The organism is Lactiplantibacillus sp. B652 (assembly GCF_023806745.1).
Classification (GTDB): domain Bacteria; phylum Bacillota; class Bacilli; order Lactobacillales; family Lactobacillaceae; genus Lactiplantibacillus; species Lactiplantibacillus pentosus.
Genome location: NZ_JAMSKY010000011.1, coordinates 1 through 13,064, shown reverse-complemented (window position 1 = coordinate 13,064; position 13,064 = coordinate 1). Strand labels below are relative to the sequence as shown.

Genomic DNA, 13,064 nt, shown 5'->3' with positions numbered 1-13,064 from the left:
ACCAGGGCACCAATTAACAGCCAGTTTTAGTATAAAAGGTGTTTCTAGCGAGATTCCATTGTATAATTGGAGATACTATAAGTGAGCGTTGAGGATGGATGAATGAATTTAAAAGCCCGGTACCCTAAAATTACGAAGAGTCTCGAAATCATCATTCGGCGGTACAATCAGGCCAATGTTAGTAATAACGCCATCGTGTTGGCCTATTACGCGTTGATGTCGATTGCGCCAATTATTTTGATTGCCGGGAACTTGATTGCTCGGTTTGATTTGAAAAGTGGGCAGATTTTGGCGTATGCGCAGGAAGTGATTCCCAGCAACGTCTATCAAACCTTCAAGCCGATTCTGGTCTCCTTTTTGTCGAGCGGCAGTAGTAGTAGTTTGTCGATTGGGATTTTGGTGACGATTTGGTCGGCTTCCAAGATTATTGCGGCGATTCGCCGGAGCTTAAACGAAGCGTATGGCGTCGATGATGCGCAGGGGGCGATTCTGACACGGATCATCGCCTTCTTTCTAACACTCGGCTTACTACTGTTGATTGTCGGCCTGGCAATCTTCTTCACGCTCAGTCAGGTCATCTTGGATTTGGTCTTAAGCCTGACGCACCTGACGCGGGCGATTATCCCGAACTGGATCAACCAGCTGTTGGAGAATAAAAACTTAATCACCTTTGTCGGCATGTTCGTAGTTGCCATGTTGCTTTACTACTTTGTGCCGAACGCCCAGGTGAAATTGCGGTATATCTGGATTGGGGCACTGGTGACGACGATTGGCTGGATCGTGATCTCGCAAGGGTTCCGAATCTACATTGAATTGTTCGCCAAACGAATAACGAGTTACCAGACGATTGGGAGTTTGATTGTTCTGATGTTTTGGCTCAACTTCTCCGGGATCCTGTTGATGTTTGGTGGGGTGGTCAACGCCTCAGTTCAGGAGTGGTTTGAAGAGAAAATCGAGCCGAAATCGCCTCGCGTGATGCGCCGAATCTTCCACCAATTTTTCAAGCGGAACAAAAATAAGTCACCGAAAGCTAAAAATAAATCACGGAAATCTTAGAACTTATTAGTTGAATCCGAATCGTTAATCATGTAAAATCAAAACTTTTTGCGATTTACATATTAAACGATTCGGATTTTGTGTATAATGGTGTTCGTGTGAAAAAAGTGCCGGTGCTTTCTGAAAGCCAGTGGCGTCTATTTCAAAATAAACAGGCGTAATAACGCCACAGGAGGAGAAAGATAGTGATTCATCAGCTTCTGGCAGAGTTCATGGGAACCGCCTTGATGATTATTTTTGGTGTCGGTGTACATTGTAGTGAGGTTTTAAAGGGGACCAAGTACCGCGGTTCCGGCCATATCTTCGCAATTACCACATGGGGTTTTGGGATTACGATTGCCCTCTTCATTTTCGGCAATGTTTGTATTAATCCAGCCATGGTCTTGGCTCAATGCATGTTGGGCAACTTATCATGGTCAGTCTTCATCCCGTATTCAGTTGCGGAAGTCTTGGGTGGGGTTGTTGGTGCTGTGATCGTTTGGATCATGTACGCCGACCATTTTGCCGCTTCTGCTGATGAGATTTCACCAATTACGATTCGGAACTTATTCTCAACTGCACCCGCTGTGCGTAACTTACCACGGAACTTCTTCGTCGAATTCTTCGATACCTTTATTTTTATTTCCGGAATTTTAGCTATTTCTGAAGTGAAGACGCCAGGAATCGTTCCAATTGGTGTGGGGCTCTTAGTCTGGGCCATTGGGATGGGACTCGGTGGTCCTACTGGTTTCGCCATGAACCTAGCCCGGGACATGGGACCACGGATTGCCCACGCCATCTTACCAATCAAGAACAAGGCTGACAGCGACTGGCAATACGGGATCATCGTACCCGGCATTGCACCATTTGTTGGGGCAGCTTGTGCCGCATTGTTTATGCATGGGTTCTTTGGGATTGGGTAAATAAATATATAAATAATTTCAAGCGACCATTCTAAGAATGGTCGCTTTTTTAACGGTATTCATACAATAATATAACAATTACCCTTTTACATTAAAATTTTTTTGATATAATGACATGATGAGACTTTATATTCTTGGAGGAAATTAAATTGAGTAAGTATGATTATTTGGTTGTTGGTGCTGGACTTTTCGGCGCAGTCTTTGCCCATGAAGTAGCATTACGTGGCAAACATGTTAAGGTGATTGAAAAGCGTAATCACATTGCTGGAAATATCTACACCAAAGAAGTAGATGGGATTCAAGTTCACCAATATGGTGCGCATATCTTCCATACTTCTGATAAGCAAATTTGGGAGTATGTTAATCAATTTGCCGAATTTAATCGTTATACAAACAGCCCAGTTGCAAATTATAAAGGGCATATGTACAACTTGCCCTTCAATATGAATACGTTTAGTGAACTGTGGGGCGTTCGGACACCTGCAGAAGCACAAGCAAAAATTCAGGAACAAAAAGACGCTGCTCAGTTAAGTGGTGAACCTAAGAATCTTGAAGAACAAGCAATTTCGTTGATTGGTACTGACATTTACGAAAAATTGATTAAGGGCTACACCGAAAAGCAGTGGGGGCAAAAGGCGACCGACTTACCAGCATTTATTATTCGCCGACTGCCAGTTCGCTACACATACGATAACAACTACTTCAATGATACTTATCAAGGAATTCCAATCGGTGGGTATACTCAAATCGTCGAAAAAATGTTAGATCACCCAGAAATTGATGTTGAAACTGGGGTAGATTTCTTTGCCCACAAGGACCAGTACTTGGCTGACTATCCAAAGATTGTGTTTACTGGGATGATTGACCAATACTTCGATTATCAATTAGGTGAACTCGAATACCGCTCCCTTCGTTTTGAAACTGAAGAACGCGATGTCGATAACTACCAAGGCAATGCCGTAATCAACTATACGGATGCAGAAACGCCTTATACTCGGATCATTGAGCATAAGCATTTTGAATTTGGTAAAGGTGATAAAGGCAAGACGGTCATCACCCGGGAATACCCAGCCAACTGGAAACGTGGAGACGAACCATACTACCCAGTTAATAACACTCGCAATAACACGTTGTATAAGCAATATGCTGAGCTTGCAAAGCAAGAAGGCAATGTGATTTTTGGTGGGCGCTTAGGGCAGTATCGTTATTACGATATGCACCAAGTGATTCATGCGGCGTTGGTCTGTGTAAAGTCAGAATTATCAAAAGGAATGTAGTGTATAAATGAAACCCAAAATAACAGTGATAGCACCGGTATATAACGTAGAAGAATACTTGGAGAAATCTGTCTCAAGCATATTAAAACAGACTTTGAAGGATATTGAGGTAATTTTAGTTGATGATGGCTCTTCAGATGCTTCGGGGGCAATTATTGATGATTTTGCTGCAAAGGATAATCGTATTATAGGACTCCATCAGGTTAATGCAGGAGCCGCAGCAGCCCGAAATACGGGCATCAAACGGGCTCAGGGGAAGTATTTGTACTTTTTGGATCCGGACGACTGGCTGGAAAAAACTATGCTGCAGAAGATGTATGAATTTGCAGAAGAACATCAATTACAATTGTCTATTGCTGGTTTTGTCAACGAATATTATGAGAAGGGAAAAGCTTTCTCTGTAAAAAATGTAATGCCAAGGCGTATCTTTACAACACAAAATGACTTTCGATTGCATGCGCATGAGTATTTAAATAATACTTTTCTTGCAGTACCATGGAATAAGCTGTATAAGACCAGTTACCTTAAAAATCATCATCTTGAATTTCCACAGGTGAAATGGGATGATTTACACTTTAACATGGAAGTAATCAGGAATATTGAACGTGTGGGTGTATTAGATATTGCTGAATACCATTTTTTCCGCTCCCGACCCGGTTCAGAAACGACAAAGGTTTTCAACGAAAAACTTTTTGCGAATAGAATACAGCAATTCAAGCATATTCTCGCTGTGTACGATGATTGGAAAATTTCAGATAAAGCAATTTTGATGTATGTCTATAATTATTATGCGTTAAGAATGATCCAGTTAACACAGGAGATTGCAGATAATAATATGCATATTAGCCAAAAAAAGAGCTACGTTAAAAAGGTTTTGGCAGATTCACTCACACAATCAGCCTTTAAAAAAGGAAAGAGCAACAAAGGATTGATTGGGTTGTTTATGATTCCTTATCGCCTTAGGATGGCGAAAACAGTATTAGCAATTGGCAAAGTGATTTCTTTTGTTAAGGCCCATTTTTCGGTGCTTTTTTACAGGGCCAGAATACATGTTCAAAAGAGTAAGGAGTAGTGAAAACGATTAAGGTCCTAATGATAAATACTATTCCATTTAAAAGAAATGGTATGTCGATGATGATGATGAACTATTATACTCATTTTGATCACAAAGTAGTCCAATGTGATTTTATTGTAAATAAGTATATCGAAGATGATTATAAGAATAAAATTGTTGATCAGGGAGGCAAGGTATATATTTTTCCAAGCCGAAACTCCCATCCGTTGAGATATATTAAATGGCTCTCAAAGATTATGATTAGAAATCAGTATGATATTGTGTATGTACATGGTAACTCAGCAACTATGTCAGCAGAGCTATATGCAGCTCATAGGTGTGATGTCACGACTGTAGTGCACGCACATAATGTTAAGACGGAACATCCAATCTTACACGAACTACTATATCCATATTTTGCTAAGCATTACGACTATGCTTTTGCAGCGGGAATCGAAGCAGGTGAGTGGCTATATCGAAAACGCCCGTTTTTGGTAATTAAGAACGGAATTGATAGCTCGGTCTTTGAATTTTCGCAGAGTAAAAGGACAAAAATCAGAGACTCGTTAGGTATTCCAGAAGAAGCTAAAGTATTAATCCAAGTGGGGTCTTTCACAGAACAAAAGAATTATCCATTCACGATGCGTCTTATAAAAAAATTGAAGGATAGTCATGAAGCAGTGCATTTGATTGCTGTTGGGGTTGGTCCGCTCTTAGAAAGTATGAAGGAATATTGTGAACAAAATGGAATACAAAGATACGTGCATTTTGTTGGATCTCAAAGTGATACTGGATCTTATTATTCAGCAGCCGATCAGTTCATCTTTCCTTCACTGTATGAAAGCTTTGGAATTGTTGCGGCTGAAGCTCAAGCCAATGGATTGCCTTGCCTTGTGAGCCGGGAAGTTCCCAGAGCTATTGATATCACTGGAAATATTAAATTTGAGTCGTTGGATATAAATGACTGGATGGAAGTCATTTTAAATCGGAACTTCCAACGCAGCAAGTATACTTTAGAGCAAACAGAACAACTATTTGTTTTAAAGGGGCTAAGTATCGGCAGTGATGCTTTGGGGATGCAAGATGTTTTTAAGACAATGGTGGAGGGAAAGGATATATATAAATGAGTAATAAGTTGAATGTAACTATAGTTGCACCCAACCTTTCCGGTCAAGGTGGTACTGAAACAGTTATTAATCACGTTTTGAACTCATCAAAATTAAATTCGAAAATAGAGTTTTCATTATTTACTCCAGACTATGTTCAGAACCAGAGCTGGTTACGGAGCATCGCGCCAAGCCTAAAAAAGTTAACTTTAGCGAAGAACAATCGTCTTCAAAACTTGTTACAAAAGTTTTTCTTCTATGCATCAAGTAGCGCAGATGTATTATTGATTTTGGGTGTTAGATCAATTTTAATTGCATATGTGATGCGTTTCTTTTTTCAAAGACACTATAAAATAGTTTCTTGGATACATTTTACGATGGTTGGTACGAGTTTCTCAAAGCCTAAACTCCTCAAATATGCCGACGCACATTTTGCAATTAGTTCTGGTATAAAAAAGCAGTTGATAAGCGCTGGAATTGATGAACACAAAATATATCTGATTTACAATCCTATTCAACATGTGGATCAGGTGGTCAGAAGGTCAAAAACTGATGAAGTTAGGTTTGTATATGTTGGAAGAATTGATTATATAGGCCAAAAAAACTTAAAGTTTATGCTGGATGGGCTAGCCCAGTTGAAATTTGCATGGCGAATGGATTTTTTTGGTGACGGGAAGGATTTAGCTCTGTGTAAAATGTACGCTAAAGAGCTAAAATTAGATGATAAAATTGTTTGGCAAGGCTGGGTGGCGGATCCGTGGGCGCAGATGAATGCAGTTGATGCTTTGCTGCTAACTTCCAATTATGAAGGACTTCCGATGGTGATTCTAGAAGCCCTCCAGCGTGGAATTCCCGTAGTTACAAGTGATTGTGCGACTGGTCCAGAGGATGAGGTAGTTAATGGTAAAAATGGATATTTATTCACACAGAACAATGTCCAAGATTTTACAAAGAAGCTAACGATATTAAGGAATCGGTTAGATTCTTTTGAAGATGTTGATAAAATCATGCGCACTACTGATAAGTTTTCAAGTCAAGAATATGATAATCACTTTGTTATGGCACTAACTGAAATATTCGGACAGTCAAATCAGGGAATTAGATAATGAAAAAGAAAATTAATTTAATGATTGCTGGCATTTTTATGGCGCTAATTGCATATGGTAGTTATACATATCTAATTGGAACAGGTCAAGATACTGTAATAAAAGTAAAACAGGTGGATAGAAATGGAACACTAATTAACTCACCAATCATTTTAGCTGGAAAATTTCTACACAATTATGATTTTAATCCCCAAATACAGGATTATGACTTAACTAACAGCGTTGATTTGCCAAGCAACTTTACCAGAAATAATCAAAATTTAACCCTTAAGTATAACTCAAATCTGAATCTTAAAGATGTGACAAATACTCTGAATAAGAGTCACTTGATACTAAGTATGGCACAAGAATTAAGTACAACGAGTCTAGGTGGTAGCCAAAAAGCTAACTACAGTTCCTCTTCTGTTGCACGATTAAGAATATTGACCAGTAGTAATGGTACTAGTTGGCAAAGGTTGAACATTGATTATCCAAATGTTCAGATGCGTAATACCACACCACTATGGAATGGACATGAGCTATATGTGTATTTTGGTAAGGAAGCAATGTATACAAACGATTTCAAGAACTGGAAGACTTTGAGATGGAGTTCTCACTTCAATAAGGGAAGAATCAAGAAACAACATGTTTTCTCTGCTAAGGGAAAGACTTATATGCTGATATTGGGTAATACAAATAAGAACAAAAAAAATAGGGTATACTATGCACGGATTAATACCAAAGATGGTACTGTGAAATCAAAGTGGAATAGGATTGCAGCTTCAAGCCTACCGGCTAGGTTGGTGGATGTTTCAGTTAGTTACCAAGATAATACGTATTACTTGACTGGTACCGATAGTCAGGGGCACGTTAAGGTACTTAAATCAACAACATCCTTAGATAATTGGAAGCAGAGTGGAGTAGTATTAACTAGTAAGCGCTATTCTTATCAAGCAGCACAAATTATTAGTATAAAAAATAGGTTATTAATGTGCTATACATTGGTTGATCGAAAAACAGGATTTTCTGATGGTATGATGTATCGTGCGTTCTTGAAAAATAACAGCAGTTTTTCAAAGCAAAAAAAGGCAGATATAGACTTTACTACACATGACTTTTCTGTACGATGACAGTGTGGATTGAGGGTTGAATAAGTTGAAATCGAAATTGTTCTTTTTTTCAGATAGGATTGCTTTTTTGAGAAGATGGTGGTGGCTGCTCGCAATTGGACTTTTTGGCGGTTTACTATTTGGTGCGGGGCTAAGGCAGTTTGGATCGAAACCTGTATACAAATCAAGTGTGGCGTTGCAAGCATATCACTCAAGATCGAAGAGCATGTCTAAACAAGCTTATATTAAGCAAAAAAAAACGGAGTTGAATGATCTTTCTAAATATTCAGTAGTTGTGAAGTCATATGATACTATCCAGGCAGTCAACGATTCCTTGCACTATAAGTATGGTGTTTGGATAAACAATGTGGATCTAGGACAAATGTTTGGCTCTGAAGTTGCCGCTGATGGACAATCATTGACTATTAATTGCATCTCGTCATCCAAAGAACTATCACGATATGGCGTTCGGGCAATGGCACATGTAATAAAACTGAGAATTAAGGATGCTGATGAATCGATGAACGCGTCATTCAAAATCATTCCAGGATACTCAGTACAGCATGGAAATACAAATGTGATTTTCTATAGTGGTATCGTGGGAATCTTTATAATGGGTATGGTATCGCTTGGCATAGAATTTGGAGGATTAAAGGTACAGCATGACGAGCACAGTGAATCAAAGAGAAATTAAGAATAGAGTTAAGGTGTCTAGGTTAGTTTTTTGGATATCATTTGTTATGTTGTTAGTCACTCGGACAGTTCAGACTACTGTACTAACCTCATATATTCCTGGAATTTTTTTGAGTGGATTAACTGGTATAGCTAGCATACTATTAGTTAGTAAAATATTTTTTTTAGATCGAATAACCAATATTCGTGCCGTATTAATTTTTACAACCGTTTTTGTGACTCTAATTGCAGCTCATACATCAGGATTACATGGAATTATCCCAACGGTATTATTGATTCTTGGTTGCTCAGAAATTCCTTTTAAGAAAATTATCAAAGGCTATTTGAAGATTGTTGTGCCGATATTAGTCATTGCGTATCTGTCTACTCTGACCGGTTTTACGACCAATCTGGTCTTTTCTGATGCCGGAAATGTACGATATGCCATGGGTACAATTTATCCAACGGACTTTGCTTCGCATATTTTCTACTTGTTGTGTGCATACGTGTATTTAAGGGCAGAAAAGATAAATTTAATTGATTTGAGTATTATTGGAGTGGGGTTTCTAGGAGTTTCAATTTTGACCAGTACTCAGGCAGATATGATTGGAATCGGGATGTTATTCTTTTTAACTATCCTATTCGCTTTCCAGAATAGGATAAAAAGGAAAAAGCAGCTCGGAAAGATTTACAAGCATGCAGTACGAAATTTATTTTTTTCACCAGTAATCATATTCTTTTTGATGTGTGTATTAACATTTACGTTCAATTACCAAAATGGAGTTTTTGTTCGACTGAACGGTTTATTAACTAATCGTTTAGCACTTGGAAATCAGGGATATCTGGTCAATGGCATAAAAATGTTTGGTCAATATATCATTCAAAGTGGGTGGGGAGGAGCCAGTAGCGAGATGTTCAATAATTCAATTGGAAATCTCACGTATTTTTTTATTGATTCGTCGTATATTGGAATGCTTCTTTGCTATGGTGTAATTTTTACGGTGATTACGCTTAGCGCTATTTCTGTAAATCTGTATCACCGTATCCAAGCTGAAGATGCATTATATATATTTGTCTGGTGTTCAATTCTACTTGTTTCTGCTGTTGATCAGCATTTACTAGAAGTACAATATAATGTATTTTTGCTTGGAATTTGTGCTGAGTTTATGAATAGAACATCAGAACATAAAAATGAAATGTCATATGTTAGGTATGCAGAGTTAAAAGAATGGTAAGAGAAAATACAAGGAGTATCGGTTATGAAGGGTTACTTAGTTTCTACAAAATTGGAAAAAAATAATAATGCTGGTAGTAAGGCAAAACAGGATATTGAAACAATTCTGTTTAAGACTGGGCTAGAAAAATTGTCATTGATCATTCCAACAAATCGTGTCGAGCGAGTATTGTATGCCATCAAAGTTTGGAAGAAAGCATTCAACGGTCTGAATGAAGGATTAATTGTAGTGCAATACCCGCTTTACTCCAAAGTTATTACCAAGCAACTAGTGAGGGAAGCAGGCAAGAGGCCAAATGTTAAGATGATGGCAATTGTTCATGATATTGAGTCGTTACGCATTGATGTCAATCATGAGGACGCGATTAATGCAGAAATTAATTTGTTGAATGGATTTGACTTTCTAATTGTGCATAATACGAAAATGAAGTCCTGGCTAATCGAACATGGTCTGACGATTCCGAGTGAAGTATTGGGTGCATTTGATTATTTATCTGATTTTAGTGTTCCAATCCAGCGCAAATCGGGTAATGTAGTGAATTTTGCGGGTAATCTTGCAAAGTCCTCCTTTTTAACAAAAATAACAAGCACAGATGTCAAATATCATATCTATGGTCCAAATCCCCAAAAATACTCTGCAGTCTTAGCTTATAAGGGGATATATTCGCCTGAACAACTAAGTGAGCAATTTGCTTCGGGATACGGGTTGGCCTGGGATGGAGATAGTATTACAACATGTTCTGGTGTTTATGGTGAATATCTAAAAATTAATAATCCACATAAAGTATCGTTATATATTCGAAGCGGTTTACCGGTAATTGTTTGGGATGATTCTGCAATGAGTGATTGGGTTCAAAAGAATAATTTAGGACTTTCCGTATCATCACTTGATGAATTAGGTGACATAATAAGTGGCGTTACAGATCATCAGTATCAAATATACACAGAAAATGCACGGGTTGTTGCACAAAGAATGCAACAGGGATTGTATATTAGAGAAGCTTTTACCAAGTTGTTGAAGAATCAGTCAATCATTCTGGAGAATTATCATGGCTAACACTAGAAGGTACTATTACTTAGATTGTATAAAGATATTTGCTATCATATTCGTTGTCTTTAACCACACTAATACCAGAGGTTTCTTTTTATTTTCTCAGAAAATGAATAGTCCATTATTCTATTTTTATCTGCTTGTTTCATTAGTTTGTAAAGTTGCAGTTCCTTTACTATTCATGGTATCTGGGGCTCTGTTATTGAATAAAAAGGAAAGCTTGGGAGTGCTTTGGAAAAAGAGAATACTTAGATATACAGTTATTGTTATTGTCTTTTCGTTCATTAGATATTTATTTGATTTACAGTATTACAATAACTGGAAGAGCTTTACGTTACTTGGCTTTTTCAGATATATATATGCTGCCCCTATGGAAATCCCTTATTGGATTCTGTATACTTATCTAGCCGCTCTGATTATGCTGCCGTTTTTACGTGCGTTAGCTACTAAATTGTCAGATCAAGAATTCAAATACTTAATATATTTGCAATTGGTTTTAACAGGTATACTACCTATAATGCAATATATTTTTAGAATGGGGTCAGTAGACCTGAGTATTCCTTTCGTATCAACCGATGCAATTTTTTATATGCTTTTAGGGTATTACTTGCATGTTCGTAGGCCTGATATAGCGGGTAATAAGTCAATAGTACGAACCGTGTGGATATTGGCCCTTTTAGGGCTGGTTATAACTATTGCTATGGTATTGTATCAGTTTCGATTAACGCATGTTTTGACCGAACAAAGCTCTCAGACTTTTTTCATGTTGTTTACCACATTGCCAGCTGGAGCAATTTTTCTGTTTTTTCAGAACCATGAACAAAAGTTAAATTCAAAGAAGCGACATTTATTCATTAATTTTTTTGCACCAACTGTTCTTGGAGTCTATTTGTTAGAAGAGATGTACAGAATCTTACTGTTGCCAGTATTTACATGGTTATTACCATTAGTAGGATCTTTTATTGCATGTTGGATTTGGGTGGTAGTAGTTATTGTTTTAGCAGCACTCACGATAAATGTCGTGAGATTGATACCACCTGTAAAAAAGTATCTATAATGTGTTGACAAGAATGTATGTAGCGGGAGAATTTTTCTTGAATAAAAAAAAGATTACAATAATTACTGTCATATTTGTATTTGTTGTATTCGTTTTAGGCATTGGATTACTACTTGTACAACACTCTCAAATTGGAACACTAAAAAAACAAGATACACCTATTAATAAAAAAATAGGTGTGAATTATTGGTCGTGGCAGATTACTGCCTCCAATAGTAATTATGAGACATTTAAGGCAATGGTGGATCAAGACTTTGTAGGTATCAAGCAATTTTCACCGAGCTATTTGAGAGTCTCTGTGGGGTCATTCAATAATACTAAATTGAATAATCAGATGTTGGATTATATATTAGAAAAATGTAAGGATGAGCATATTACACCAATATTTTCTTTCTTTGCTCTAGGAGATAATAATGCGGTTGATGGAATGTCGCATACCAATCATTTTGGAGATTATAAGGTAGCTCAGAAGCACTACAGGTTGGTAGTAAGGAATACCATTAAACACTATGCCCAGGAAAATATCATTTGGGAGGATATGAATGAGGCGAACTATGGAGGTAATTATTGGTTTAATCAACCAGTTTCGCTTACACAAGCGAAGGATTACATTAAGCTAGATGAGTATATCTGTAGCTGTTTGATGCAGTATGTCGAGAATCCCATACTTTTAACCGGAAATTATACTTTTATGGGTAAGCAAACAATTGATTCTTTTGAATTATCTGTTTTTGCAGGTATACCATTAAAGAATAAACATGTTAGCTTTCATCCATACATTTATGGGCGACCGGAACAGCTACTAACAAATAGATATTACAAGAAGTTTTTTAGGGCTTTGAATAAAGCGAAAGCTTCAGATATATCGGCAACAGAACTAGGATTTGGCACTCCCAAAAATTTTAATGGCAGTTACACTCGACAACAGCAAAGTAGCTATCTAAGGCGAGAAATATTAATCTTAGATGCCCTCGGTGCTAAACAGATTATTTTATGGACTGCGGATTCGACTGATCACACTTGGTCAATTGAGAATAAAGACGGAACATTGAATAGTTCCGGAAAAGATATTCATCATATGCTAAAGCAGTTACACGGGTATAGTTTTTATAAACGTCTGAAAACGAAAAAAAATATCTATGCCTTCTTGTACAGAAATGGTAATAAATCAAAAGTTGTTTATTGGTCAACGGATAGAAAAACAAAAGTGTTTTATTTTCATCGGAAAAATTTAAGTATAAGTAGCAATCCCAAAGTGCTTTTATACTAGTACTTCTCTCAAGATCACTTAATAGGAGTCGAACGGCACCAAATTTTCGCTTATTTCTAACAAAAAGAGTGTTCTGTCAACGCCGATGTGAAAATGTCGTTTTTTGCCGATTAAAAAATGCTGTTTTTTACCGATAAAGTTTACAGTGTCTCACTGCTCCTTTCTTTATTTTGTGCGTTGAAACCTGATAA

The 13,064-nt window shown here is 37.4% G+C and carries 12 protein-coding genes; all 12 read left to right on the top strand.

All coding sequences use genetic code 11. The features are described from left to right. Positions 1 to 102 precede the first annotated feature (102 nt). The 12 genes from MZO40_RS12905 to MZO40_RS12850 all read left to right on the top strand — a co-directional run bounded on the left by MZO40_RS12905 (position 103) and on the right by MZO40_RS12850 (position 12,873). Positions 103 to 1,056 (top strand): YihY/virulence factor BrkB family protein, encoded by a 954-nt coding sequence (locus MZO40_RS12905; protein WP_105962125.1) that lies wholly within the window; start codon positions 103 to 105, stop codon positions 1,054 to 1,056. Positions 1,057 to 1,241: 185 nt separating this feature from the next. After that, entirely contained in the window at positions 1,242 to 1,958 is a 717-nt protein-coding gene (gene larD / locus MZO40_RS12900; RefSeq protein ID WP_003638198.1) for a D/L-lactic acid transporter LarD, read from the top strand. 149 nt (positions 1,959 to 2,107) lie between these two features. Then, complete coding sequence (gene glf, locus MZO40_RS12895; RefSeq protein ID WP_105962126.1) at positions 2,108 to 3,235, top strand: UDP-galactopyranose mutase; 1,128 nt, start codon at positions 2,108 to 2,110, stop codon at positions 3,233 to 3,235. A gap of 7 nt (positions 3,236 to 3,242) precedes the next feature. Beyond that, entirely contained in the window at positions 3,243 to 4,307 is a 1,065-nt protein-coding gene (locus tag MZO40_RS12890; RefSeq protein ID WP_105962127.1) for a glycosyltransferase, read from the top strand. Beyond that, complete coding sequence (locus MZO40_RS12885; RefSeq protein WP_252133320.1) at positions 4,307 to 5,416, top strand: glycosyltransferase; 1,110 nt, start codon at positions 4,307 to 4,309, stop codon at positions 5,414 to 5,416. Before MZO40_RS12890 ends, MZO40_RS12885 begins: the two co-directional genes overlap by 1 nt. After that, positions 5,413 to 6,501, top strand: coding sequence for a glycosyltransferase (locus tag MZO40_RS12880; protein WP_252133319.1), 1,089 nt, complete (start codon positions 5,413 to 5,415; stop codon positions 6,499 to 6,501). Before MZO40_RS12885 ends, MZO40_RS12880 begins: the two co-directional genes overlap by 4 nt. Further along, complete coding sequence (locus MZO40_RS12875; protein WP_105962130.1) at positions 6,501 to 7,610, top strand: hypothetical protein; 1,110 nt, start codon at positions 6,501 to 6,503, stop codon at positions 7,608 to 7,610. Before MZO40_RS12880 ends, MZO40_RS12875 begins: the two co-directional genes overlap by 1 nt. 25 nt (positions 7,611 to 7,635) lie before the next feature. Further along, a complete protein-coding gene (locus tag MZO40_RS12870; RefSeq protein ID WP_252133318.1) occupies positions 7,636 to 8,283 on the top strand; it encodes a hypothetical protein in 648 nt (215 codons plus the stop codon). Next, a complete protein-coding gene (locus tag MZO40_RS12865; protein WP_105962132.1) occupies positions 8,252 to 9,496 on the top strand; it encodes a hypothetical protein in 1,245 nt (414 codons plus the stop codon). Before MZO40_RS12870 ends, MZO40_RS12865 begins: the two co-directional genes overlap by 32 nt. A gap of 24 nt (positions 9,497 to 9,520) precedes the next feature. Next, positions 9,521 to 10,552: a galactofuranosyltransferase gene (locus MZO40_RS12860; protein ID WP_105962133.1), complete on the top strand. Its 1,032-nt coding sequence runs from the start codon at positions 9,521 to 9,523 to the stop codon at positions 10,550 to 10,552. Then, a complete protein-coding gene (locus tag MZO40_RS12855; protein ID WP_105962134.1) occupies positions 10,545 to 11,603 on the top strand; it encodes an acyltransferase in 1,059 nt (352 codons plus the stop codon). Before MZO40_RS12860 ends, MZO40_RS12855 begins: the two co-directional genes overlap by 8 nt. A gap of 37 nt (positions 11,604 to 11,640) precedes the next feature. After that, the gene (locus MZO40_RS12850) at positions 11,641 to 12,873 is read left to right on the top strand and encodes a hypothetical protein (RefSeq protein ID WP_252133317.1); all 1,233 of its coding nucleotides are present in this window, start codon (positions 11,641 to 11,643) and stop codon (positions 12,871 to 12,873) included. Positions 12,874 to 13,064 lie beyond the last annotated feature (191 nt).

Coding starts and splice junctions, on each gene's coding strand:
- MZO40_RS12905 (WP_105962125.1), top strand. CDS start 103: ATGAATTTAAAAGCCCGGTACCCTAAAATTACGAAGAGTCTCGAAATC.
- MZO40_RS12890 (WP_105962127.1), top strand. CDS start 3,243: ATGAAACCCAAAATAACAGTGATAGCACCGGTATATAACGTAGAAGAA.
- MZO40_RS12880 (WP_252133319.1), top strand. CDS start 5,413: ATGAGTAATAAGTTGAATGTAACTATAGTTGCACCCAACCTTTCCGGT.
- MZO40_RS12875 (WP_105962130.1), top strand. CDS start 6,501: ATGAAAAAGAAAATTAATTTAATGATTGCTGGCATTTTTATGGCGCTA.
- MZO40_RS12865 (WP_105962132.1), top strand. CDS start 8,252: ATGACGAGCACAGTGAATCAAAGAGAAATTAAGAATAGAGTTAAGGTG.
- MZO40_RS12860 (WP_105962133.1), top strand. CDS start 9,521: ATGAAGGGTTACTTAGTTTCTACAAAATTGGAAAAAAATAATAATGCT.
- MZO40_RS12855 (WP_105962134.1), top strand. CDS start 10,545: ATGGCTAACACTAGAAGGTACTATTACTTAGATTGTATAAAGATATTT.